The following is a 24,034-nucleotide window of genomic DNA, read 5'->3' as shown; positions in this document are numbered from 1 at the left end:
AGTCTTTCACTAAATTCATTAAAGGTTCTTACAGAAGTACAACCAAGCTCTTAATAACAGCCGTTAACCTGATGGCATCAAAAATACGGGCCTCTGTACCACCATGCGACTTCACAGAAGCTTCATGTGAAGTTACACACTGCTCACAGCCATTGATGGCCGAAACAGTTAGACTCATCAATTCAAAAAACTCTTTACCAAGCACCGGTTTCATCATAATCGACATTCTGATACCTGCTGGCATATTTTGGTAATTCTCATTGCTATGCATGAAATGCCTGAATCTGTAGAAGATATTATTGGCATTCATCAAAGAAACACAGCCTGCCACCTCATTGAGTTCTTCCTCTGAAGCCTCTAGATTCTTAGCCAACTCGGTTAAGCTTGAATTAAGGGCATCATTTTTCTCGTTAATGGCCACCGCCAAAGCCAATAATACCGCTTCCTTTTGTGTCAGCGTATCAGCTTTTAACACATTAGTGACATTGATCTTCAGATCTTTAATAAAACGAGTATCTGCAGCATTATGCTTGTCTAACCACAGACTCTCAAGAGTTTCTGGCAGATTTACCGCTTCCAGCAAACTCTTCTTGGTGTTTGAAGCTATTCCTATCATTCGTTTGAAAAATTAAAAAGGTGGCCAAATAATGACCACCTTAATCTTAAAATACTGTCAATTAAACAGTTAAAGTTTCTTCTCCAGCTTTCCAGTTACACGGGCAAAGCTCATCTGTCTGAAGAGCATCTAATACTCTCAATACCTCGTCTACATTTCTTCCTACAGAAAGATCATTGGCAGAAACCCAACGAATAATACCTTGAGGATCAATAATGTATGTTACACGGTAAGCAATTTTCTCTTCTTCTTCAAGAATTCCCAGCTCCTCAGCCAAAGACTTAGAAGTATCAGCTAGCATCGGGAATCTCAGACCATTCAGGTCTTCGTGGTTTTGTCTCCAGGCCAAGTGTACAAACTCAGAATCTGTAGAAGCACCGATAAGCATGGTATCTCTATCTGCGAAGTCCTCAACTTTGTCATTGAAAGCCGCGATTTCAGTCGGACAAACAAAAGTAAAATCTTTTGGCCACCAGAACATCACCATCCATTTGTCACCGTTAATGTGATCCTGATTTGTGATATCATAAAACTCTGAACCTTTCTCTAAAGAAACCACAGATGTCTTCTTAAACTCAGGGAATTTTTTACCTAATCCTAGCATAGTATTCGTTAAATTAAATCTTTGTAAAATGCAATTAAAATTATTCATTTGCTCTAATTGGAGCTTTTCAAATATGAATAATTAAATTTTTCACAAAAATGACCTTTCACATTATCAGGATCAAATATCGATTTCTTATCATTGCATAAGCATTCCTTATAGGCCATGACCATCAATCAGATACAGTATGTTATTGCGGTAGCAAAACACAAAAATTTCTCAAAAGCAGCAGAGGAATGCCATGTTTCCCAGCCTGCATTGAGCATGCAAATCAAACAGCTGGAAGATGAATTGGGAGAAAAGCTCATTGACCGTTCAAAATCGCCCCTGAAACTCACTGCATTAGGTGAGAAGGTTTTAAATCAAGCTTCAAAAGCCTATGCAGAATTTATCAAAATCAAGAGCTTAACCGAAGTTGAGAAAGAGCCGACGGGAGAATTAAGACTTGCCATTATTCCAACATTGGCACCTTATGTCTTGCCGCTTTTTGTCAAAGAATACACCAGCCGCTTCCCAAAGGTACAGCTAAGCGTAAAAGAGTTAACCACTCAAGAGATCATTGAAGAAATCTCTGAAAGGAAGCTTGATGCTGCTATTTTGGCTACCCCTCTAAAAAATCCGGAAATTGTAGAAACACCGTTATTTTACGAGAGAATGCTCGCTTATGTGAGCCCCTCTTCGGCACTTTCATCTAAAAAATATGCCATCACCTCAGAGATAGACCCTGAAGAATTATGGTTGTTGGAAGAAGGACATTGTTTACGATCTCAGGTAGAACAGCTCTGCCAATTACAAAAAAAAGCAACACCACTATCAAACTTCTCCTTCAAAGCCGGGAGTATTGACACTTTACTTAAACTGGTTGACCATTATCAGGGCATAACGGTGATCCCGGAATTAGCCACCTTATATATGAATGAAGAGGAGAAGGCAAAACTGAGGCCTTTTGCCAAACCCACTCCTACTCGTGAAATAAGTCTGATTCATCACCAATTTGCACTTAAATCAGCCAAGCTCCTCAGCCTGGAAAACTGCCTGAAAGAAAACATCCCCGATTTCCTTTTTGAGAAGGATGGAAAGGTTTTGGAGGTTTAAAAGAATAAAGTTTCTAGGTCTAGTTAATTTAGGTTAGCATGTCGTGACATTTAGCACTCTCGCTTCTAGGATAATGCATCATTAAAATGTTCCGTAATTATTGTCCGCACGAGGGGAATTGAAGGTCTAGACCTTGAGAGCCTTTTAACCAAGAAGAGGTTCTCGACGCCGCTAGAACTGACAAAACGATTGTGTAACCTAGCGGTACGGCTGGCACTATGAATTGACGAAAATTTTGTCTGGCTGAGCGGAGTCGAAGCCCCTTACGCAAGAATTCACATGATCTAAAAACAAAAAAAAGCGAGTCAAATTGACTCGCTTTTGCGTGATCCCGGAACGATTCGAACGTTCGACCGTCTGCTTAGAAGGCAGATGCTCTATCCAGCTGAGCTACGGGACCTCCTCGTAAGGGAGTGCAAAGGTAAAGAGCTTTCAGATTTTAAACAACCACTCCCACAATAAAAATTATCAATTTCTTAATCTTTTTATCCTTCCTTCGCTTATCCGATGTCATCTCAATGAATCTTAATAAGTTTGATCATTGATTCTAACCTGAACTGCATTAAAAGCCGCAGAAATCATTAAACACAGAATTATGAAAGTACTTTTTATCGGTGGTACTGGTAATATCAGCACTCCCGTAAGTGAATTGGCCGTAGCCAAAGGAATTGACCTTTATCACCTCAATCGTGGACAAAAAGAACCAGTAACCGGTGTGACAAGCCTTATCGGTGACATCAGCAAACCGAAAGAACTGGCTGAGGTACTCAAAGGACATACCTGGGATGTGGTGGTGAACTGGATTGCATTTAACACCGCCGATGTAGAGCGTGATATTGAGCTTTTTAAAGGCAAAACCAAACAATACGTTTTTATCAGCTCGGCTTCCTGTTATCAAAAGCCTCCCACCTCACCTATCATAACAGAATCTACTCCTTTAAAAAACCCTTACTGGGATTATTCAAGAGAGAAGATTGCAAGTGAAGAGGTACTTATAAAGGCCTATAGAGAATTCGATTTCCCGGTTACTATTGTTCGTCCGTCTCATACATACTATTCCGTTTTCCCGATTACACTTGGAGGCTGGACAGAATACACGGCTGTCCATCGTATGAAAAAGGGATTGCCTGTGATCATTCAGGGAGACGGCACATCACTATGGACAGTGACACATGCTCGTGATTTTGCAAAGGCTTTTGTGGGTTTAATGAATCATCCTTTGGCTATTGGCGAAGCATTTCATATAACCTCTGATGAGGCCCTAACCTGGAATCAGATTTACACCTTCCTGGCTCATGCAGCAGGTGTAGAGCCCAACATTATTCATATTCCTTCAGCTAAAATCATTGAATATGCTGATCGAAATGGTTTCCCATCAGAAGAAGGTAACCTGTGGGGTGACAAATCACACTGTGCTCTTTTTGACAACTCAAAAATAAAGAAGCTCGTACCTGATTATGTAGCCACCATTCCTTTTTCAGAAGGTATTAAAGAAACACTGGCCTGGTTTGAAGCGAAACCTGAAAGAATGATCATCAACGAAACCACCAATCGTTTTTTAAGCGAATTGGCGGCTAAATATATTTAAATGAAATACCAATTTGAGCTATGTTCATTTACTCTTGAGAGTTGTGTAACCGCCCAGCAAGCAGGGGCAGCCAGAGTAGAATTGTGCGATAATCCGATCGAAGGTGGCACCACCCCGTCATATGGAGCCATAAAGGCGGCCAGAGAGCTGATTGATATTGAACTCTATCCTATCATAAGGCCACGTAGTTTAAACTACCTTTATACCGATGCCGAATGGAAGGCCATGCTGGAAGATGTCAAAATCTGTAAAGAATTGCACTGCGATGGCATCAGCGTGGGCGTTCAGACCATAGATGGCAAGGTGGATACAGATAAAATGAAAGAACTGGTGGAACTGGCCTACCCTCTGAAAGTTACCAGCAATAGAGTCATAGATGCTGCTCCCGACCCATACGAAGCTTTGGAATCATTGATAGAGGCTGGCTGTTATCGGGTTTTGACCTCAGGTCAGGCCGCTTCGGTTCCAGCAGGTTTAAGTGTTCTGAAAAAATTGGTAGAAATGGGAAAAGACAAGATCAGCATTATGCCGGGTGCAGGAGTAAACTCCGGCAATGTCAAGGAGCTGGCTATTGCTACGGGAGCCAAAGAATTTCATGCTTCTGCCAGGATTAAAGGCTCAAACCCTGTGCTCTACCAAAATCCTCAAATATTGGATTCCGGGGACATTTTTATAGCTGATTTTAATGAAGTCAATGCTATTGTAAAAGAACTGGAATCACTGAATTAATTTTTGAGCTGCAGGCTCATCATATCATCAACAAAACAAATCAAATGAAGCTATTTTCAAAAGAAACTTATATCAAACGACGAGCAAGACTAAAAGAGCTTGTAGGCTCGGGAATCATCTTTTTACCGGGGAATAATGAGGCAAGCCTAAACTATGCTGATAACCATTACAGGTTTCGTCAGGATAGCACTTTCCTCTATTATTTTGGTCTAAATGAAGCTGGGCTGAATGCCGCTATCGATTGTGATTCGCGAGAAGAAATCCTGTTTGGAAACGAATTCACCGTTGAAGATATCATCTGGATAGGTCAGCAAGAAGGTTTAAAATCCAAATCTGAAAAAGTGGGCATTTCTGATTTGAGACCATCGAATAGTGTCATAGACTTTATTGCCGCAGCAAAAGGAAGAAAAGTGCATTATCTGCCTCCATACAGAGCTGATATCCTCAATACTTTAAGTGATTTACTGGATCAGACACGGGAGCATATCTCAAAAGGTAGCTCAGTAGAACTTATAGATGCTGTAATACAGCAACGCTCCTATAAAAGCTCTGAAGAGTTAGAGCAAATGACAGAAGCTGTCAATATCAGTGGTCTGATGCATATCAATGCCATGAGGTCTGCCGCTACCGGCAAATTTGAGTACGAAACCGTTGCAGATATTTACCAAACGGCTAAAGCTCATAATTCATATTTGGCTTACCCGGCTATTTTCTCTATCAATGGTCAGATTTTGCATAATCATTACCATGGCAACCAGATGACTGAGGGTAGAATGGTATTGAATGACTCTGGTGCGGAGAACGCAATGTGCTATTCTGGTGATATTACCAGAACCTTCCCGGTCAATGGAAAATTTAGCACGAAACAGAAGGAGATTTATGATATCGTATTGGACATGGAAACAAGCTCCATTGAGAGTCTTAAACCACGATTACTCTACAAGGATGTTCACCTTGCATCCAACAAGCTTATGATATCCAAACTTAAGGACTTAGGCTTACTGAAAGGTGATGTAGAAGAGATGGTTAATCTGGGAGTAGGTGGTCTGTTTATGCCTCATGGTCTCGGACATATGATTGGGATGGATGTACATGACATGGAAAACCTTGGTGAGAATAGAGTAGGCTACAGAGAAGGACTCGAGAGAAGTACACAGCTTGGGCTTAAGTCTTTAAGACTGGGTAAAGAGCTGGAGAAAGATTTTGTTATTACCGTAGAACCAGGACTTTATTTCATTCCTGACCTTATTGAAAAGTGGAAAGCCGAAAAGAAATTTGAAGACTTTATTAATTACGAGAAGTTAAAAGAGTACTATAATTTCGGGGGAGTGAGAATAGAGGACGATGTCTTAATCACCGAAAACGGTTCTGAAATTTTGGGTAATCCTATTCCTAAAACAACAAAAGAAGTGGAGACTACTATGGCCTCCTAAGCACACTTATAAAGAACTGGTTCTTTCTCAAATTCTAATTGAAAAGTACCAAAATCCTGACCTTCCACCTCTACGTGGAGGGTCATTTTATTTCCATCTACACTTCCTTTAATTTTTGCAGGTTTCGGTTCATATAACGATGGATCATCAAACTGCACTCCATATTCTTGAAAATATTGAACATCATGGGTGAATTCACCTTCACTGTTTTGAACAGACACATGGGAATCAACCTTCAGATGTGCACATTCAAACTCCACATACCAGCTATCTGATGATACAGCCAAACGTATCTGATCACCGCCCCAGTTGCCCAATTGTATTGTTTGAACCTTACTTTTTTGACAGGCAAATGAAAATAAGAGAAATAAGAATGCTAAGATTTTCATCATGACTTAGAGAATATACTTAGACAGAATGATGTATATTGGTTAACAGTTGCATGAAATATGCACTCAAAACTAAACGTAAACCCTTAACCTAACTATTATGGATTTCTCTAACATTAACTTTTTAGCAGTACTGGTAGGTGGAATTTTAGCTTTCGCTTTTGGCTCACTTTGGTACTCTCCAGTACTTTTCTCAAATGCCTGGCAAAAAGAGGTTGGCTTAACTGAAGACGATATTAAAGGTGCCAATATGGCCAAAATCTTCGGCAGCAGCTTAGTTCTAATGCTCGTGATGTCTCTTGGAATGGCAATTATGCTCAAAGGTCATGACGATGGTGAGATAAACCTTATGACGGGCTTAATGCACGGTCTTTATACTGGGATCATGTTTGTCGCTACTTCGATTGGTATCAATATTCTCTACCAAAGAAGATCAATCAAGTTATTTCTTATTGATGCCGGCTATCAGGTCATTATGTTGGTTATCATGGGAGCCGTGATTGGTGCTTGGTCATAGAACAAAAGAAACCGAGAAAGACACCCTCTATACTGAGGGTGTTTTTTTATGTCAAATCAAACAGGACCTTTCCTTTTGACATGCCAGTATTATAGGTTTCTAAGGCTTTCGCAAATTCTTCGGGCTTAAAAGTAGCCTGAATATCATTTTCAAAACCAGCGGAGAGCATTTGCTGAACCGCTCTGGTATCTTTCAATGCCTGTAAAAAGGTTTTATTACCTGCTCTTTTACTCAGCCAATACCCAGCGACCTCATATTCGTAGAATATAAAATCACGAGGAATATAAACGGCCGGCTCTTCAAAATTCATACTACCGTAAATAAGCATCTTTGACCTGGCAGGTAGACAACGTAAAATTTTGGATGGCACATCACTGCCACCAATTGCATCTGGGAATAAGACTTTCTTTCGTTTTGCAGACCATTCTTTTAAACCATCCATCCAATTCTCCTCAGAAGTATTAGCTACGTAGTCTACTCCCCAAGTCTGTAGTTTATTCACCTGATCCTCTCTTCTGACTACTCCGCCAAAGGCTAAACCTTCTTTTTGAGCCAGATAATGTACCATTTTGGATAAAGCACTTGCAGCAGCAGACATGACAATAGTATCACATTTGGCTGCTTTGGCTTCTTTGATAAAATCCAGAGCCGTCAGTGGATTAACAAAAGACATAGAACCCTGCTGCAATTCCACATTTTTACCAATAACTACACATTTCGCAGCATCAGTAACCATATACTCCGCCCACGGACCATCAAGTTTGTCTGAGGCCACGCAGGCCACATTTTTGCCTTTGAGATAATTGGCATAAAAGCCACCACCACTTTCGATGACCTCTCCGCTACCTTCAAACCCGGGCACCGTAGGAAAAGGCTTTTTAATCCCGTAGTTGCCAGTCAAAAAAGCCAGATCAGAGGGATTGATTGGAGAATAGGCCATTTTCACCAAAACCTGTCCTTTTCGGGGTTTTGGTATTGGTTTCTCAACAACCTCTAAAGAGTTTGGTGATGTTAGGTGAAGTGCTTTCATTATTATTACTTAAGTAATTAAAGAATTTCAAATGTAGTCAATAGGAAACTCAAGAAGGATTAATGGACTTAAAATAACAAGTTTTGATTGTGGAATCTAATTAAGCACAACAAACGCCTGATTAATATTAATGGGTATATTTAATTAAACAATAATATAATGACAACTAAACTAAACCTTACGATTGATGAAGACTTGGTGGCGAAAGCAAAAGTTTATGCTGCCAAAAAGAAAACCTCTGTCTCAAGGCTTGTAGAAAATTTACTACTCAAAGAATTAAAAAAGTCAACAAAGAAAGTCTCATTAACGAAAAAGTACTCGGGTATTCTTAATGGCCAGTTATCTGACAATTCTATTGGAGCAATTAAGGATGAAAGAGTTTAAGACAAATATGGCTACTAGAATCTTTCTCGACACTAATATTATTCTGGATGTTTTTGACAACCAAAGACCGTATCACGTTTAATCCAAGAAACTACTGGAGCTTATAGAGAATGAAAGTCTGCTTGCTTATTCAAGTGAGAGTGTATTGACTACAGTAGACTATATTCTGAAGAAATTTTTACCTACAGTCACTGTTAGACAGATATTGTCAGTGATTCTACAAATGATCACCATTCTTCCTTGTACAAACTTAATTTTTCTAAGAGCCCTACACTCCAATCTAAATGATCTAGAAGATGCCGTATTGTACCAAATTGCCCTCGAAAATAATATTCACTATTTCGTAACTCACGATCAAGAATTCATAAAGAAATCAAGCAATGGACCAATTGATATCTTTGGAGCAGAGAAGCTATTTGAAGTTCTTTAAGCTTACCCGAACAAATCACTACTCAAATAACGATCACCTCTATCGCAGACGATAAAGACAATAACACCTTCTTCTAATTCTTCGGCCAGCTTTAAGGCAGCATGTGCAGCACCTCCACTACTCATTCCACCGAAAACTGATTCCACTTTGGCAAGTTGACGAGCCATGTGGGTAGCATCTTCTGTAGAAACATCAATAACACGATCTACTCGACTTGGGTCAAAAATCTTTGGCAGGTACTCTTTTGGCCATCTTCTTATCCCAGGTATAGACGAGCCATCAGTAGGCTGGCATCCAACAATTTGTACTCCAGCATTTTGCTCTTTTAAATACCTAGAAGTGCCCATAATTGTACCTGTAGTACCCATAGAGCTTACAAAATGAGTAATTTGCCCTTCAGTGTCTCGCCAAATTTCAGGTCCGGTGCTTTTATAATGAGCTTCATAATTATCAGGATTGGCAAACTGATTAAGCTGAAAATACTCATCAGACTTACCTTTTTCATCGGCATAGTCTCGGCAAGCCTCTATCCCTTCTAACTGAATAACTGTTGCTCCGTAAGCCTCCATCGTTTGGGTTCTTTCACGAGTGCTTTTAGAAGGCAAAATGAGTTCTATCTCCAAGTCAAACTGTCTGGCAATCATCGCCAAAGCTATCCCTGTATTTCCTGAGGTAGCTTCAATTAACTTTGTGCCAGGTTTAATATCCCCTCTTTCCACACCAGCTTTAATCATATTTAAAGCTGCACGGTCTTTAACTGATCCTCCCGGGTTATTCCCTTCCAGTTTACCGTATACTTTGACTTTCGGATTCTTATTTAGTCTTTTTATCTCAACCAGCGGGGTGTTACCTACCAGATCTAAAATGCTTGCCATGTATTAAACGAGTTCTTTTTCTTTGACATGAATTTCCGGCTTATGGTAAGCCACAGAGTTTGGCGATACGCTCTTCGTAATCCACACATTACCACCAATGGTACTGCCTTTTCCTATCACTGTTTCACCACCTAGAATAGTAGCATTGGCATAGATTACTACGTCATCTTCTACCGTAGGATGACGCTTGGTATTCGCCATGTCCTTTTCCACACTTAATGCTCCAAGGGTTACCCCTTGATAGATTTTAACATTATTTCCAATGATAACAGACTCCCCTATCACAATCCCCGAACCATGATCAATGAAGAAATTCTCACCTATTTGGGCACCGGGATGTATTTCAATACCCGTCAAACTGTGCGAATACTCCGTAAGTATTCTTGGGATTAAAGGAACATCCATTTTAAGTAGAACATGAGCTAATCTATAGTAGGAAATAGCTTTAAAACCAGGATATGCTCTTATCACTTCAAACTCAGAAACAGCAGCAGGATCTCCCTCAAAAATCGCTTTAACGTCTGTGTTTAAAACTCTGAAGAGTTCAGGTAGCGACTCTTTGAAAAGCTCCGCTCTTTCATCGTTATCGCAGTCCTTGCATTGATCTGTAGCATTGAGTATATGTTTTAGTTCATTCCCAAGATTCCAGATTTCTCCTTCTATTTCATCAATACTCGGAAAAAAATCTTTGGCTTGCTCCGGAAAAAGAAGATTGAAAACTTCATTGGCCCAGGCCCCTATTTTGGAGGTTTGCGGTACCGCTTCGGTATCCTGATGCTTCTGATAGAGATGTTGCAAAAACTGCTTTTCCATGCTACAAATGGTTAATGATTCAATTAACAGACAAAAATGCTACCGCGTTCGTCTAAGTATTGAATAAAGTCGTGATTTTGATGGTGACGTCTACTCAAAAGTAAAATTATACGCCAAAGAGACGATCGGAATCTTAAAAATTTGAAGTTTATACGCTTTTGTAAAGTTATTCTCTGTCTTGAAAAAGACCGAATAGACATTTTTGCGAGCATATAAATTATACACCGAAAACGCCCAGTTCCCTTTCCATCGTTTATCTTTTTGTGATGGGTTATAAATATTCCATGAAAAGTCAAGACGATGATAATCAGGCACTCGCTGACTGTTTCGCTGATCATAAAAAGGATAAAGACTATTCAGGTAACTTACAAAACCCACCGGCTCTGTATATGGTCGGCCGGTATTATAGACAAAATTGAAAGAGAATGAATTGGTTTTGTCCACCGCAAACTCCACTGAGGCATTAAGGCTATGGGGTCTGTCGTAATTAGCTGCATACCAATCCCCTCCATTGACAAGCTCGCTGACATCACTCACCTGCGTCACTTTATTAAAGGTTCTGGAGTAAGTGTAATTTAGCCAGCCCGTCATTACGCCTTTTTTCTTTGAAACCATGGTTTCAATACCATACGCTTTACTTATCCCTTGTACCAATTGAGTTTCTGGAAACTCCTGCAGTAAAAAATCAGCTCCCGGTTTATAATCGATGATATTATTGGTAGCTCGGTAATACACCTCCGCCGTGGCTTCATAGATACCTTGGTCAAAATTCTTATACCACCCGGCGGTCAATAAATGACTCACCTGTGGTTTAATATGCGTATCGCTTGTCTTCCATCTAGAAGTCGGAATCGGTGTTGTTGTGTTTGATACAATCTGCAAGTACTGACGCATCAGATTATAACCAAATTTCAATGAGCTACCCTCTGAAAGACTATATCTCAAACCAAATCTGGGCTCAAAACCGCCATAGGATTGAATAATATCACCCTTAGCATATTGAATACTCTCAACCACAGAGAAATCATCTCTCGGCTGACCCTCTCTGTACGTTCTTACTGTACCTTCACCTAGGCTATGAAAAAGGCTATACCTCAGCCCTGCAGTGAGGGCAGCTTTTGGGGAAAAGGCAAACTCTTCATCAATATACACTCCATATTCATTGCCAAACTCCAAGGCTGTACGGATAGAATTCACACTTGTACTGGCTCCAGGGTCTAGTTCACCAGGATTTATGAGATAATTGGTAAATGAAAGACCAGCCTCCGTTTTATGTTTCCCTTTTTGAAAATAGGTATTTGCTTTGAGCTGTTGCTGTTTAACACCACTTTTAAGTTTTATGGGGTTTCCGGTATCCAGCTCATTCGTGGCAATCGTGGGTTTATAATCGGCAATCATGCCTGACAATTGAAAATCCCAATCATTATTAATGATATGACTAAACTTAGCCATTCCGTTTAATGTGGTATGCTCAAAAAAGGTAGTGCTACCTACCACGTTCGGGAGGTTTGTCAAAAGATCAGTTTGAAAAAAATCTGAGTTGGCATACATGGTAGCCGTAAGCGTATTCTTTGTATTTAGTCTCCAGAAACCTTTGGCCACTCCTTCTCCGAAGGTAGCTTTGATCGCCTCTAAGTTTGAATCTAAAAAAGGTAAAATAAAATCATGATAAGAGCCTCTGCCCGCCACATAGATAGCGGCTTTATCTTTCACCACCGGCACGTTAACCATCAGCTTTTCTGAAATTAAACTTAAGCCTCCTTTTACTCTGAATGTGGTTACATCGGGGTTTTGCAAAGCAATATCCATTACAGACGCTGCTCTACCTCCATATCTTGCAGGAACATTTCCTTTGTATAAATCCAGCGACCTAACTGCATCTGGCGGTGTTACTGAGAATAAACCAAACATATGCGTTGGATTAAACACCGGCATATCGTCAATCAAAATTAGATTTTGATCGGTGGTTCCTCCTCTGATATTGACTCCGTTTGATGCCTCGCCCACACTGGTCACACCAGGTAGCATCTGAATACTTCTGAAAAGATCAATCTCACCGAAAGCTGCAGGCAGCTTCTCTAATGTTTTTATATTGATGGAGTTAGCTCCCAATACAGGCTTCCTCACATTTTGATCAAAACCTTTGCTACTCACTACGACTTGCTCTAATCGGTTACTGACCTCCTCTAGTTTTATTTCACCATCAATAAAAGACTCACCCTGGGGTATGATTAACCACTCAGAAACATAGCCGGTATATCTGACCTGAATTACATTTTCTGCATAGGGCAAAGTAACCTTGAAGTAACCCTTATCATCTGTTTTGGTTCCTGTGTTTTTTCCTTGATAATTGACCAAAATGGTAGCCCCCTCTAAAGGTAAATTCGTCAAAGAATCCTTCACAATTCCTGAAGCAAATTGTTGGGCACTAGCACCAAGGGCACAAGTCAAAAGAAGGAATAATGGTATTAACTTTCTCATTGTCCAAACTGCCAGTTTCGTGGTGCAATAGGTGTTCTGGTTTCAGAGGCTCTGCAAGGTGCCATCGGGATCAAATTTCTCACATCACCTTCCGACTCTAAAACCGGGTCACGGTTATTTAAGATGGCAAAAAGGTTATCAGGAATCACGCCGGGCACATCCTCTCTGGATAACATATGTCTGATTTCTTTCACAGCTGATGCCGAAAAGAAGCCCAGTACTAATTCCTCTGGCTGAGCTGTATTCAGGACATTTCCTTTGATAGGTGCGGGCGGAGTGTCTGCCAGTGACCCTGAATTTACAGATTGGTCTTCCAGCAATTTGAAATAACGAAAGGCTGTAGGCGTTAAGGACCTTTGCTGTATCACCACCAAGCTGGTATTTTTTTGTAACACAGGCACCTGAGCCACCAGCTTTTTGCTTTGCAATTGGCCATTCGTAAATACATCGGAGAAGATTTGAATATCCTCGCCAGGAAAGATCTCCCAACAAAAAGCCGAACATTCATAGTCGTAATAATTATTCGGAAATAGACTTTCATCTATTTGACAGCTGCCATCAGAAGAAGCAGTTTCATCATCAGGGTAATATCTTCCTTGTCGGCAAGACTCACAATATTTCTGTATTTCATAATTTACCCAGGTCCAGCTATAAAAATTCTGCTCATCTTCAGGGTCCTCAAAATCAAGATAAAAATCCTGGGTTGGTGTAGGAATATTGTACAATCGAGGCGTCTGAATTCCTTTCTGGTTTAATCGGATTTCATAGTCTTCAATATCCGGCACTGCCAGCATCTCCTCCACACTCGACTCATATACTCTACCATCTGGTAAATTGAGAATCAATTGATACGTATGACCAACTGCCGCAAAAAAACCATTGGGCATTTCATAGTAGCCGGGCTCCTGTTCTGTTAGTTGAAATCTGGTTGTAGAATTTTCAATAATTATAACCTCCGCTCCACTAATTGGGTTTGCTTCACTGTCCAGCGTAAAAATGGTATTGGTAAATTCTGTGCTAAGAAATTCTGTCTGGTCATCTGTCTCAAAAACTTTGACGAATTGACGCTGATCACCAACATTGGTAATAGTCCCCTCTACTATGAGGTATTTTTTAGAAGCTTGAATATTCACATCATAGGTTTCTACACAGGATAGAAAGAAGAAAATAACGAAAGGCAGAACCAACATCTTCGGTCTGATCAACTTCATATAGCTTTTTCGTTTTGCGGGTACTGTCATCAATAAGGCTTACCAAATGTACAGAAATATTCATTTTGTCAATTGAAAAGTCAGTTAAACTGTCAATGTGTCAGCCTTTCTTCCTTTGGAATATACTTTGATCTTCAGATGATCAGATTAAATGAGATTACAACACTTAAATTCATAAACAATGTCAACTGAGAAAGGTACAATTTCGATTAACACGGAAAACATCTTTCCGATCATTAAGAAGTTTTTATACTCTGATAATGAGATTTTCTTACGCGAGTTAGTTTCCAATGCCGTGGATGCTACGCAAAAAATTAAAAAGCTCTCCTCAATGGGTAAATATGATGGAGAACTTGGAGACTTGAAAATATCGGTATCGGTAGATAAAGAAGCTAAAACCATTACCATTTCTGATAAGGGTTTGGGAATGACGGCTGATGAGGTCAAAAAATACATCAACCAAATTGCTTTCTCTGGTGCCAAAGATTTCTTAGAAAAGTATAAAGACGTTGACGATAAAAACCCGATCATCGGGCAGTTCGGACTTGGCTTCTATTCGGCATATATGGTAGCCAAAGAAGTGGAGATTCATACCAAGTCTTATCAGGATGCTCCTGCTGTAAAATGGACCTGTGATGGTACTACCGAATATGAGATTGGTGAGATTGAGAAAGCTGAAAGAGGAACAGACATCATTCTTCATGTGGCAGATGACTCTGAAGAGTTTTTAGAGGAGAGCAAGATTGAGCAGATTTTGACCAAGTATGGTAAATTTTTACCTGTAGAGATAGAATTCAAAGAGAATGTCATCAATAACCCGAACCCAATTTGGGTCAAATCTCCTTCTGATCTGAAAGACGAGGACTATCTGGCTTTCTATAAAGAGCTATATCCGATGTCAGAGGATCCGTTATTCTGGATTCACTTAAACGTAGATTATCCGTTTAACCTAACTGGGGTACTATATTTCCCGAAAATCAAGCAGGACTTCCAATTAAGCAGAGAGAAAATTCAGCTATACAGCCGTCAGGTATTCATTACCGACGATGTCAAAGATATCGTTCCTGAGTTTTTGCAATTATTACATGGGGTTATTGACTCTCCGGATATTCCGTTAAACGTGTCTCGCTCATACCTGCAGGCAGATGGCAATGTGCGTAAAATCAATAGCCACATCACCAAGAAAGTAGCAGATAAGTTATCTGATCTTTTCAAAGAGGACAGAAATGCTTTCCAGGAGAAATGGGATAGCATTGGCTTGTTTGTGAAATACGGAATCATTTCTGATGAGAAATTCTATGATAGAGCCAAAAACTTCGTTCTATTCAAGAACACAGAAGGCGAATACTTCACGGCTGATGAGTACAAAACAAAACTAGAAGCCCTTCAGAAAGACAAAGATGAAAACCTGGTGGTCCTTTACACTAGCCACCCGGAAAAACAAGATAGTTATATCAAGGCCGCTAAAAAACGTGAGTATGATGTTATCGTTCTTGATGATGTCTTGGATTCTCACTTTATCAACACCATGGAGCAGAAACTTGAGAAAGTAACCTTCAAACGAGTTGATGGAGATTCTCTGGATAAGCTTATCGATAAAGGCTTGAATGAAGAGTCAGTTTTATCTGATAAGGAAAAAGAGAAAGTAGAAGGTCTTTTCAAAGAATTGGCGGGTAATAATGTGGTAGAAATCAAGGCACTGTCAGCGGACGATTCGCCTGTGAGTATTGTACTGCCAGAGTTTATGCGTAGATGGACAGACATGAGCCGTATCAATGGTCAGGCCGGCATGATGGGTGAAATGCCAACCATGTATAATTTAGTAGTGAATGGCAATAGCCCGGTGATCGCTAAAATGTTAAAACTACGTGGCGAAGACAGAAGACAAACTTATGCAAAACAACTGCATGATTTAGCTCTTCTTTCTCAAGGGATGCTGTCTGGCGGTGACCTTACAGACTTTGTGAATAGAACTTTTGAGGAGATGGCTGAGTAGCTATAGGATCTCGACTTCGCTAGATCTGACAGCAACTATTATGTCTGGCTGAGAGGAGTCGAAAAGCTTTCGCAACAATAAAGATTCTCGACTTCGTTTGATTTGGCAAGAACATATTTTGTCGGGCCGAACGAAGTCGAGGCTTTTATTGAAAAGGTAACTCAAAACAATTTGTTAAATACTTTTTAGTTCTTCTCAACTTTCTACTTCCACAAATCTTAACTCCTCCACCTCCCGTTTAACATCCTTCAACAAAGAAAGCCGTACCTCTACATTTAGAATATATTGGGTGGTGTAGTCCTGAGCAATGATATTCAAATCATATTTCTTGATGATTTTCATGACTTCATTCATGTATTCAATCTTAAAGGATAATCGTAGCGTTTCATTGATCGTCTTTTCTTCTAATTTGGCTTCCCGCAAAGCTTCTTGGCTGCCCATTTTATAAGCATTGATAAGACCAGGTACACCGAGTTGTGTCCCACCAAAATACCGAACAACTACTACGAGTACGTTCCTAAGGTTTTTAGAAAGAAGAACATTCAAAATTGGCTTGCCCGCTGAACCACTTGGTTCACCATCATCATTAGCCCTGAAATTCAAATCATCGGTACCAAGTCGATAGGCATAACAGTAATGCCTGGCCTTCGGATGTTGCTTTCTGAGTTCATCCAGATAGAACTTCACCTCGTCTTCATCTTCTACCGGATAGGCATATCCAAAAAATTTACTCCCTTTATCTTTAAATAGTCCTTCAGACGGAGCAGAAATCGTAAAATAGGTATCCGAAACAGTCATTGTTTAACATATTTAGAACTAAATTAGCAAAGTACAAAGCTTAAGTTTATCAATGGAATTCATACCTTTAATCCACAAACATAATTTTTAATATTTTGACTAGAAAACTACTAAATCCAACAATTCTTGCCATCATTCTTTCTCTAAGCTGTTTGAACTTATTCAGTCAAACTAGAAGCAAATTGGTTTCAAAGTTAAAAAGGGAAACAGGCCATGATTTAATGAATCCCCGGTTGTTTACAGAACACCAGGTTAATCTCTTTAAATCTAGTGGCGAGGTAACTAAGATTAATTCATCCTCTATTAATGGTTTGGAGGGGGTATACCTATCAACAAACATAAATGAACTGAATGAATTACATAGTACACCCAAAGGGGTTATGAGCATTTCAGTACCAAATGAAAAAGGTGACGGAGCCTATATTTTGGATATGATAAAACTTCCCAGCAAAGCATTTCCAGTTAAGAATTCTAAAGACATTTATGTTCAGGGAATAGACATGGGAATCCATTATCAAGGAATTGTGAGAGGATTAAAAAATTCAAGTGTGGCAATCAGTTTATATAAAAACGGGCACGTAATGGGCCTAATCAGTCATAAGAAGGCTAATTTAGTTATCGGAGAAGAGAAGAATTCCAAAAGATTAATTCTGTACAAAGATCAAAAAATAATCTCTAAGCTTCCTTTCAATTGTAAAACGGACGAGAGAGTATTACCAGAAACTGATTTGACACCGTTTCAATCAACAATAGCATCTGAGGACGCCGAGTGTAAGGTTATCAGAGCATATTTTGAATGTGACAATGATCTTTACAACCGTAAATCATCTAGCATTCCTCTAACCATAGAATATATGACTGGTTTGTTTAATCAAGTTCAGATCTTATACGCGAATGATGGTTTAACTATGGAAATTAGTGAAATTAAGGTTTGGGATACCATTGACCCTTATGCCAGTCTTAATAGTACATCCTTGGTAGTAAATAGTTTTTCGAATAACCTAAATGGAAACTACAATGGAGATCTTGCTCATTTTATTAGTGGAAGAATTTCTTCTCTAGGCGGAGGTATCGCATATAGTATACCTCTGGAATTATGTAATAAAAAAGAGCAAGTCTGCGTAAGTGCTGTATATGATTATTTTTATGATGTACCTACTTACAGCTGGACTGTGATGGTAGTAACTCATGAAATGGGACACATTTTAGGATCAAGACATACACATTGGTGTGGGTGGGTTGGTGGTCCTATTGATGGTTGTTCAGGATTTGCAGAGGCCGATTCATCTGGTTATGGTTGCCCAACCGGACCAATTCCAGCTGAAGGAGGAACAATCATGAGTTATTGTCACACAAATACCGTTGGAACCAATTTAAGCTTAGGTTTTGGACCCCAGCCTACAGCTGTAATAAGCAGAAAAGTATCATCTGCGGAGTGTATAGCAACGGGAGGCACAGCTCAGGTACCAAGTGCTCTTTCAATTATCAACACAAAAATGAGAGAAGCAGAGCTCCAGTGGGACAATATATCTGACAGTTCGTACTATACTGTACAGTATAAAAAATTAATTGATAACACATGGAGTCATTCTATACAAACTGAGAACAACTACATTGTAATAGATAAGCTTTCTCCTAACACAACTTATGAATGGCGTGTAAAAGATTATTGTTCCTCGTATTCACTAAGTTCTAATTTTAAGACTGAAAATAATGAAGCTTATTTTACCGAATCAATCCCTGACACATTGTGTTTAGGTGAGTATTTCATATTAAAATATACGGCCAGCAATTTTGATGAGTCAAATAATATTAATGTTGAACTCTCAGACAAAAATGGCAGTTTCATCAGTCCAATTGTAATTGGTACTGCATCATCAGATACCTCTGGTTTAATATCTTTAAATATACCTGAAACTCTAGATTTAAAGGGTTCGTACAAACTTAGGTTAGTATGCTCAAATCCATATTTTATAGGGAAAGAAAGTGAACCCGTGAAATTAAAAGATTCTAATACGATGTCTTTCTTCAACCTGAAGTTGGAATATCCAAAGTCAAAAGGATTTAGAATGTGGAGTTCTTCAAGTGATTCTGGAAATACTGCGTATTACATTGTTGACTACCAAGGTTTACAAATCCCAACAAGTTTACAAATTAAGAATGGAATGAACGCCTATAATGAAACGGCGGTATTAAGTGGAAGTTTTGTAATTCCATCTGACAGTTTAGAATTCACCAAGATATTATATGGACTAAGTCCAGGAACCAAGTATTCGGTTTTCGTTTCTATTGACAGCTCAGTTTATGGCTGTACCAAACCAGTAATAGTAAAGAATATAACTACAAATGGCTCCTCAGTTTTAATATCTCAAACACATTGTATTCCAGATGTAGATTGCAGTGATGACGATTTTATAGACGATTTTTCAATTCCAAAAATCAATCTATATAATACAAATAGTGGCTGTTCTACAGGTGGTTTTTCATCTATAGACGATAAGAGCTATACTGTTAGGGAGGGGGAAACCTATGACTTTACGCTAAAAACTTCCCTTCTATGGAATGAATATCTAGCAATTTGGTTGGATTCGAATAATGATGGTGTGTTTGAGCCTTCAGAAAAGATTTATCACAGCCCTGATAGAGACGTGATCTTCAGTTCTAATTTTACCATTCCAGAAAGCATTTCGACAAATGGTTTCTACCGAATGAGGGTTAAATTATCTTACTATATAGAAAATCAGCTGGATCCATGCAATTCGGTTTTTGGAGAAGTTGAAGATTACATCTTCTATATCAAAGAATCCTGTCATCCTGAAATCACTCTGACATCACCTCTGAATGATCAACTCGCGGGCCATGGTGAAGTATTCTCGGCAGCTAATATAACATCAGAGTCAACTGTTGATAATATTTCAGCCTCAGATTACTTTGGTAAGGAAAGCATTGAATTACTACCTGGTTTTAAAATAGAGTCTGGTGGAATATTCAGAGCACAAATTGTTGAAGATTGTATCAATTAAATTATTCATTATTTGGACAACCTTCATTATTGGTACTTAGAACAGACCCGCTAGAAATAGATGTGCCAGGTTCCATAAGTATATATTGTTTGGCGTTTAAGATTAGCTCTGCAGTATTTTCTAAATAGGATCGCAAAATTATGTGCTTATCTGCTACGATTTCATTCTCACCTTCGTAATCTTCTAATTTATTTATCTCAACAATATCTGGACAAAACTCGACATTAATGTTTTTTGAGATCGTCCTAAAACAGCCTTCTCCGTAAAACGCCATCAAATTTACTGTATAAGTTCCCTCCTGAGTATATGAAACGCTCACTGGAAGATCAGAACTTGTAATTTCTTGTTTTGTAGAATTAGCAAGAGGGGTGGAGCCGAAATTCCAGAAAACAGAAGTATAATTTTCACTTTCATTGAAAAAAGTATAATCCTCATAATTTGAAGTAAATGTGAAATCAGGTTTTGGGGTTATATCACCTATAAAAAATTCTAAAGTATCCTTACAACCTTTTAAATCCAGTATTTGAACTTTAAATAATCCTGAATCTGAAGTGTAGTAATTTAAATCCGAAAAACCGGAGCCAAAATCGAAGGAATAAGGTTCAAAACCACCTGAGGCCCAAACCGTAACTGAACCATTGTCTTGACCACAAGTGCTCTCCGAAATATCAAAAGTTGCTTCAATATTGATTACAGTATCCTCTATACTAAAAGATTGGAAACTTTGACATCCTAAACTATCTCTCACAATAAGATCGTAGGTACCTTTATTCAAATGAATAGAATCTGAATCTGTAAAACCTAATCCCCAATTGTACTCATGTGGTGTTGCTCCTCCTGTTGCAATGGCTCTCGCCTTACCCGGCACATCGCATATTTGTTTTGACAGCTCTAAAGAAACTTCATATTCAATTTCCGTCCTTCCAATAGAGTAATCAATTTTGTCGGTACACCCATTTGAATCTCTTACTGTTAAAATGTAGTCTCCAGAAGGCATTCCCTTGATAAAATTGTTTGATGTATATGCTCCATTGGCCCAATTAAACATATATGGTTGTTCACCTCCGGTTAATTCGATAATTCTGGCAGAACCATTACTCCCATCACAAATAGCATTCTTAGTATCAATTTCTGCTATGACAGTGATTGGATTATCGCATTCTAAAATATCTTCTAAACCAGAATCAAAAAGATAATTCATTGAAAAGACTGTGGTCTCTCCATTTGTTAAGGAATTCTCATGAAAGGCTATCCCGATTGCGTAATCTTGATAAATTTCTCCTGAAAGGTTACTACCATTACCTTCGTACAAATCTTTTGGATGCCCGTACCAATTTGACGCCCAAAAACATCTCGATCTGACATCATCAGACATTAAGCCAAGATAGATCCCATACATATTACCTTCTGCGGTAACTAGAGAAACATCGTCATGATTTATGATCTGTTTTTTCACTTTATTAACTGTATAATAATCGCTTGTCATGTTATACTCTTGATCAGGATCCATAATTCGCATGTAGTAGATGTCTGCCTCAGCACCAGATATGTTCTTTATCTCAACATCTAACTTAAATGTCAGCTCAGATACTGAAGCGGTAACAGTTTGTTTTATTTCAAAAAGCCCAGGAACAGAACCTATCCAAACTGCTATTTTTTGGTCAATATTATCTGCTAAAGTATAATTAGAACCAGAAATTTGGTAATCTGAAAAACTTCTATTACTGTAGTTAACGCCATTAAATGTAACTGAAAAGCCCTCAAAAGGTGTCCCTGGCATGAAGTAATCTCCACTTCGACTAGGCACTCCATTATCCCAGCCATCCTTATTAAAATCAACCATGAAGCTAATTTGAGGATAATATTGATCGTGATAACCCACTGGAGCACTCTCTCTTCCTATAAATGTTCCATTTGGTCCAATACCCATTTCAAAACCATTAGTTTGAAGATAAAAATCATCCCCAACAACATCGGCTTCCTCAACTGGTGGAATATAATTTTCATTGTAGGACTGAGCCTTCAATGAAATTGATTCCGATATAAATAACAGGCTAAATAGCAGTAGTAATTTTCTCAAGTGCATAGATTTAATTGAAGTGTAAATATAATCTTAATTAAGATCGCAATTATGAATTTTTTATAAACAATTAATGGTTTTAACTACATTTTTTTTGAGAAAAATGATGAAGTTATCAATACATAACAGAAATCGTAAAATAGGTATCCGAAACAGTCATTGTTTAAGGATTTCTTAAGTAATTTTGACCCCTTATAGGAATTTCGATTTCGCAAGTTAAAAAACTATCGACCGGCATGTCCATCAAAGAAGAGAAAGAACGCAGCCTACACTTTATTGAAGAAATAGTAGAAGCAGATTTAGCATCAGGAAAACACAGCTCTATTTTGACCCGTTTCCCTCCCGAGCCCAATGGGTATTTACATATTGGACATGCCAAATCTATTGTTTTAAATTTTGGGCTGGCCCAGAAATATGGTGGAGCTACTAACCTACGTTTTGATGACACCAACCCGGTAGCAGAGGATACTGAGTATGTAGATTCTATCAAAAATGACGTTAAATGGCTTGGCTATAACTGGATACAAGAATTATACGCATCTGACTACTTCGATACACTCTATGAATATGCAGAAAAGCTTATTAGCAAAGGTCTGGCCTATATAGACGAGAGCAGTTCTGAAGAAATGGCCGAGCAAAAGGGAACACCCACGGAGCCAGGAAGAAGAAACGAGTATGCCGAGAGAAGCATCGAAGAAAATCTGCGAATCTTCAGAGAAATGAAGGCAGGAAAGCATCCTGAAGGAAGTATGGTCTTGAGAGCCAAAATTGATATGACTTCCTCTAATATGCTCATGCGAGATCCGATTATCTATCGTATCAAATTTGCACATCATCACCGCACAGGGGACAAATGGTGTATTTACCCAATGTATGATCTGGCACATGGGCAGTCAGATTCTATTGAGAAAATTACGCACTCTATCTGTACGCTTGAGTTTGTACCCCATAGAGAGTTGTACGATTGGCTTATTGATAAATTAGAAATCTACCCATCTAAACAATATGAATTTGCCCGCTTAAACCTTACTTATACAGTTATGAGTAAGCGAAAGCTGAAGCAACTTGTGGAAGAAGGATATGTGGCAGGCTGGGATGATCCAAGAATGCCAACAATCTCCGGGTTAAGAAGAAGAGGCTATACACCAAAAAGTATCCGGGACTTCTGTGACAGAATTGGCATAGCCAAAAGAGATAACCTGATTGATGTTAGTTTACTGGAATTCTTTATCAGAGATCATTTGAACAAGATTTCTAGCCGTGTAATGGTGGTAGGCGACCCGCTGAAAGTTACCATTACCAATGTACCTGAAGGTAAAATAGAAGAGTGTATCATTGACAATAATCCTGAAGATGAGAATAGTGGCAGCAGAATAGTTCCATTTGATCGTGAGATTTATATTGAAAAAGAGGACTTCCTGGAAGATGCACCTAAGAAGTTTTTCAGACTAAAACCAGAAGGTGTAGTAAGGCTCAAAGGGGCTTATATTATTCAGTGCGATGAAATCATTAAAGATGAAAATGGTGAAGTCATAGAGCTGAAATGTCACTATATAGAAAATAGTAAAAGCGGCCAGGATACCTCAGGGGTAAAATGCAAAGGTGTAATCCATTGGGTGAGCCAAAAGCATAATGTTCCTGCAGAGTTGAGAGTTTATGATCGCTTATTTAAAGAGGAAGATGTTAATGCTTACGAAGGCGACTTCAAGGACCTAATCAACGAGAATTCTTTGGAGGTTATTCAGGCTTATGCCGAACCTAGTCTGGCTGCCGCTACCACTGATGATAAATATCAGTTCATGAGAAACGGCTACTATGTTCTAGACCAGGACTCCACCAAAGAAAAGCTGATTTTCAATAAAACAGTGGGTCTAAGAGATAGTTGGAAAAAGAAATAGGGGTAAATTGGTAGTGAGTTGTCATTGTGATGCAACCAACACTT

The 24,034-nt window shown here is 39.0% G+C and carries 20 protein-coding genes and 1 tRNA gene; 10 read left to right on the top strand and 11 right to left on the bottom strand.

Translation table 11 applies throughout. The features are described 5' to 3' along the window. Nucleotides 1-28: 28 nt before the first annotated feature. Together ACUXV0_RS16840 and ACUXV0_RS16835 are read right to left on the bottom strand one after the other, a co-directional pair. Nucleotides 29-616 (bottom strand): carboxymuconolactone decarboxylase family protein, encoded by a 588-nt coding sequence (locus ACUXV0_RS16840; protein WP_446190742.1) that lies wholly within the window; start codon nt 614-616, stop codon nt 29-31. Between the two features lie 61 nt (nt 617-677). After that, complete coding sequence (locus tag ACUXV0_RS16835) at nt 678-1,220, bottom strand: peroxiredoxin (protein WP_446190741.1); 543 nt, start codon at nt 1,218-1,220, stop codon at nt 678-680. A gap of 165 nt (nt 1,221-1,385) precedes the next feature. Here ACUXV0_RS16835 and ACUXV0_RS16830 point away from each other — a divergent pair, with 165 nt between their 5' ends. Continuing rightward, nucleotides 1,386-2,315 (top strand): hydrogen peroxide-inducible genes activator, encoded by a 930-nt coding sequence (locus tag ACUXV0_RS16830; RefSeq protein WP_446190740.1) that lies wholly within the window; start codon nt 1,386-1,388, stop codon nt 2,313-2,315. A 326-nt stretch (nt 2,316-2,641) separates the two neighbouring features. Here ACUXV0_RS16830 and ACUXV0_RS16825 read toward each other — a convergent pair. Continuing rightward, a tRNA-Arg gene (locus tag ACUXV0_RS16825) sits at nt 2,642-2,715 on the bottom strand. Nucleotides 2,716-2,910: 195 nt separating this feature from the next. Here ACUXV0_RS16825 and ACUXV0_RS16820 point away from each other — a divergent pair. Genes ACUXV0_RS16820 through ACUXV0_RS16810 form a run of 3 tightly spaced genes read left to right on the top strand, consistent with a single transcriptional unit; the run spans nt 2,911 to nt 6,065 of the window. Continuing rightward, nucleotides 2,911-3,903 (top strand): SDR family oxidoreductase, encoded by a 993-nt coding sequence (locus tag ACUXV0_RS16820; RefSeq protein WP_446190739.1) that lies wholly within the window; start codon nt 2,911-2,913, stop codon nt 3,901-3,903. After that, entirely contained in the window at nt 3,904-4,632 is a 729-nt protein-coding gene (locus tag ACUXV0_RS16815) for a copper homeostasis protein CutC (protein ID WP_446190738.1), read from the top strand. A gap of 44 nt (nt 4,633-4,676) precedes the next feature. Next, nucleotides 4,677-6,065 carry an aminopeptidase P family protein gene (locus tag ACUXV0_RS16810; RefSeq protein ID WP_446190737.1) on the top strand — a complete coding sequence of 463 codons (1,389 nt, stop codon included), beginning with the start codon at nt 4,677-4,679 and terminating at the stop codon, nt 6,063-6,065. Here the strand turns inward: ACUXV0_RS16810 and ACUXV0_RS16805 are convergent. Continuing rightward, complete coding sequence (locus tag ACUXV0_RS16805) at nt 6,062-6,457, bottom strand: hypothetical protein (protein WP_446190736.1); 396 nt, start codon at nt 6,455-6,457, stop codon at nt 6,062-6,064. The genes ACUXV0_RS16810 and ACUXV0_RS16805 overlap by 4 nt on opposite strands. A 97-nt stretch (nt 6,458-6,554) precedes the next feature. Here ACUXV0_RS16805 and ACUXV0_RS16800 point away from each other — a divergent pair, with 97 nt between their 5' ends. After that, nucleotides 6,555-6,971, top strand: a complete 417-nt coding sequence (locus ACUXV0_RS16800; RefSeq protein WP_446190735.1) for a DUF1761 domain-containing protein — start codon at nt 6,555-6,557, stop codon at nt 6,969-6,971. Nucleotides 6,972-7,017: 46 nt separating this feature from the next. Here ACUXV0_RS16800 and ACUXV0_RS16795 read toward each other — a convergent pair whose 3' ends face one another. After that, complete coding sequence (locus ACUXV0_RS16795) at nt 7,018-8,001, bottom strand: alcohol dehydrogenase catalytic domain-containing protein (protein WP_446190734.1); 984 nt, start codon at nt 7,999-8,001, stop codon at nt 7,018-7,020. A 159-nt stretch (nt 8,002-8,160) separates the two neighbouring features. On the opposite strand from ACUXV0_RS16795, the gene ACUXV0_RS16790 reads away from it, so the two are divergent. Next, on the top strand, nt 8,161-8,385 hold the full coding sequence (locus tag ACUXV0_RS16790) for a DUF6364 family protein (RefSeq protein WP_446190733.1): 225 nt from the start codon (nt 8,161-8,163) through the stop codon (nt 8,383-8,385). A gap of 94 nt (nt 8,386-8,479) precedes the next feature. Continuing rightward, a complete protein-coding gene (locus ACUXV0_RS16785; RefSeq protein ID WP_446192822.1) occupies nt 8,480-8,815 on the top strand; it encodes a type II toxin-antitoxin system VapC family toxin in 336 nt (111 codons plus the stop codon). A 2-nt stretch (nt 8,816-8,817) separates the two neighbouring features. Here the strand turns inward: ACUXV0_RS16785 and cysM are convergent, their stop codons facing one another. From cysM to ACUXV0_RS16765, 4 genes are all read right to left on the bottom strand, one after another. Continuing rightward, entirely contained in the window at nt 8,818-9,690 is an 873-nt protein-coding gene (cysM, locus tag ACUXV0_RS16780) for a cysteine synthase CysM (RefSeq protein WP_446190732.1), read from the bottom strand. A 3-nt stretch (nt 9,691-9,693) separates the two neighbouring features. Further along, on the bottom strand, nt 9,694-10,503 hold the full coding sequence (epsC, locus tag ACUXV0_RS16775) for a serine O-acetyltransferase EpsC (RefSeq protein WP_446190731.1): 810 nt from the start codon (nt 10,501-10,503) through the stop codon (nt 9,694-9,696). A 90-nt stretch (nt 10,504-10,593) separates the two neighbouring features. Beyond that, nucleotides 10,594-12,984 (bottom strand): TonB-dependent receptor, encoded by a 2,391-nt coding sequence (locus ACUXV0_RS16770; protein ID WP_446190730.1) that lies wholly within the window; start codon nt 12,982-12,984, stop codon nt 10,594-10,596. Further along, complete coding sequence (locus ACUXV0_RS16765; protein ID WP_446190729.1) at nt 12,981-14,195, bottom strand: DUF4249 domain-containing protein; 1,215 nt, start codon at nt 14,193-14,195, stop codon at nt 12,981-12,983. The genes ACUXV0_RS16770 and ACUXV0_RS16765 overlap by 4 nt, the downstream gene beginning before the upstream one ends. A gap of 181 nt (nt 14,196-14,376) precedes the next feature. On the opposite strand from ACUXV0_RS16765, the gene htpG reads away from it, so the two are divergent. Beyond that, nucleotides 14,377-16,191 carry a molecular chaperone HtpG gene (gene htpG / locus ACUXV0_RS16760; RefSeq protein ID WP_446190728.1) on the top strand — a complete coding sequence of 605 codons (1,815 nt, stop codon included), beginning with the start codon at nt 14,377-14,379 and terminating at the stop codon, nt 16,189-16,191. A gap of 195 nt (nt 16,192-16,386) precedes the next feature. Here the strand turns inward: htpG and ACUXV0_RS16755 are convergent, their stop codons facing one another. Further along, nucleotides 16,387-16,989 (bottom strand): IMPACT family protein, encoded by a 603-nt coding sequence (locus ACUXV0_RS16755; RefSeq protein ID WP_446190727.1) that lies wholly within the window; start codon nt 16,987-16,989, stop codon nt 16,387-16,389. 182 nt (nt 16,990-17,171) lie between these two features. On the opposite strand from ACUXV0_RS16755, the gene ACUXV0_RS16750 reads away from it, so the two are divergent. Then, nucleotides 17,172-20,012, top strand: a complete 2,841-nt coding sequence (locus ACUXV0_RS16750; protein WP_446190726.1) for a M12 family metallo-peptidase — start codon at nt 17,172-17,174, stop codon at nt 20,010-20,012. Nucleotide 20,013: 1 nt separating this feature from the next. Here the strand turns inward: ACUXV0_RS16750 and ACUXV0_RS16745 are convergent, their stop codons facing one another. Beyond that, nucleotides 20,014-22,092, bottom strand: coding sequence for a PKD domain-containing protein (locus tag ACUXV0_RS16745; RefSeq protein ID WP_446190725.1), 2,079 nt, complete (start codon nt 22,090-22,092; stop codon nt 20,014-20,016). 236 nt (nt 22,093-22,328) lie between these two features. On the opposite strand from ACUXV0_RS16745, the gene ACUXV0_RS16740 reads away from it, so the two are divergent. Next, entirely contained in the window at nt 22,329-23,990 is a 1,662-nt protein-coding gene (locus ACUXV0_RS16740) for a glutamine--tRNA ligase/YqeY domain fusion protein (protein ID WP_446190724.1), read from the top strand. Nucleotides 23,991-24,034 lie beyond the last annotated feature (44 nt).

Source organism: Jiulongibacter sp. NS-SX5, assembly GCF_052828545.1.
This window is presented reverse-complemented; position numbering and strand designations above follow the sequence as displayed.

What these genes read in the sequence shown, in the direction of transcription:
- ACUXV0_RS16795 (WP_446190734.1), bottom strand. Translation starts at nt 8,001, where the DNA reads ATGAAAGCACTTCACCTAACATCACCAAACTCTTTAGAGGTTGTTGAG.
- ACUXV0_RS16740 (WP_446190724.1), top strand. Translation starts at nt 22,329, where the DNA reads ATGTCCATCAAAGAAGAGAAAGAACGCAGCCTACACTTTATTGAAGAA.
- epsC (WP_446190731.1), bottom strand. Translation starts at nt 10,503, where the DNA reads ATGGAAAAGCAGTTTTTGCAACATCTCTATCAGAAGCATCAGGATACC.
- ACUXV0_RS16770 (WP_446190730.1), bottom strand. Translation starts at nt 12,984, where the DNA reads ATGAGAAAGTTAATACCATTATTCCTTCTTTTGACTTGTGCCCTTGGT.
- ACUXV0_RS16820 (WP_446190739.1), top strand. Translation starts at nt 2,911, where the DNA reads ATGAAAGTACTTTTTATCGGTGGTACTGGTAATATCAGCACTCCCGTA.
- htpG (WP_446190728.1), top strand. Translation starts at nt 14,377, where the DNA reads ATGTCAACTGAGAAAGGTACAATTTCGATTAACACGGAAAACATCTTT.
- ACUXV0_RS16830 (WP_446190740.1), top strand. Translation starts at nt 1,386, where the DNA reads ATGACCATCAATCAGATACAGTATGTTATTGCGGTAGCAAAACACAAA.
- ACUXV0_RS16840 (WP_446190742.1), bottom strand. Translation starts at nt 616, where the DNA reads ATGATAGGAATAGCTTCAAACACCAAGAAGAGTTTGCTGGAAGCGGTA.
- ACUXV0_RS16755 (WP_446190727.1), bottom strand. Translation starts at nt 16,989, where the DNA reads ATGACTGTTTCGGATACCTATTTTACGATTTCTGCTCCGTCTGAAGGA.
- ACUXV0_RS16815 (WP_446190738.1), top strand. Translation starts at nt 3,904, where the DNA reads ATGAAATACCAATTTGAGCTATGTTCATTTACTCTTGAGAGTTGTGTA.
- ACUXV0_RS16765 (WP_446190729.1), bottom strand. Translation starts at nt 14,195, where the DNA reads ATGAAGTTGATCAGACCGAAGATGTTGGTTCTGCCTTTCGTTATTTTC.
- ACUXV0_RS16800 (WP_446190735.1), top strand. Translation starts at nt 6,555, where the DNA reads ATGGATTTCTCTAACATTAACTTTTTAGCAGTACTGGTAGGTGGAATT.
- ACUXV0_RS16835 (WP_446190741.1), bottom strand. Translation starts at nt 1,220, where the DNA reads ATGCTAGGATTAGGTAAAAAATTCCCTGAGTTTAAGAAGACATCTGTG.
- ACUXV0_RS16805 (WP_446190736.1), bottom strand. Translation starts at nt 6,457, where the DNA reads ATGATGAAAATCTTAGCATTCTTATTTCTCTTATTTTCATTTGCCTGT.
- ACUXV0_RS16810 (WP_446190737.1), top strand. Translation starts at nt 4,677, where the DNA reads ATGAAGCTATTTTCAAAAGAAACTTATATCAAACGACGAGCAAGACTA.
- ACUXV0_RS16790 (WP_446190733.1), top strand. Translation starts at nt 8,161, where the DNA reads ATGACAACTAAACTAAACCTTACGATTGATGAAGACTTGGTGGCGAAA.
- cysM (WP_446190732.1), bottom strand. Translation starts at nt 9,690, where the DNA reads ATGGCAAGCATTTTAGATCTGGTAGGTAACACCCCGCTGGTTGAGATA.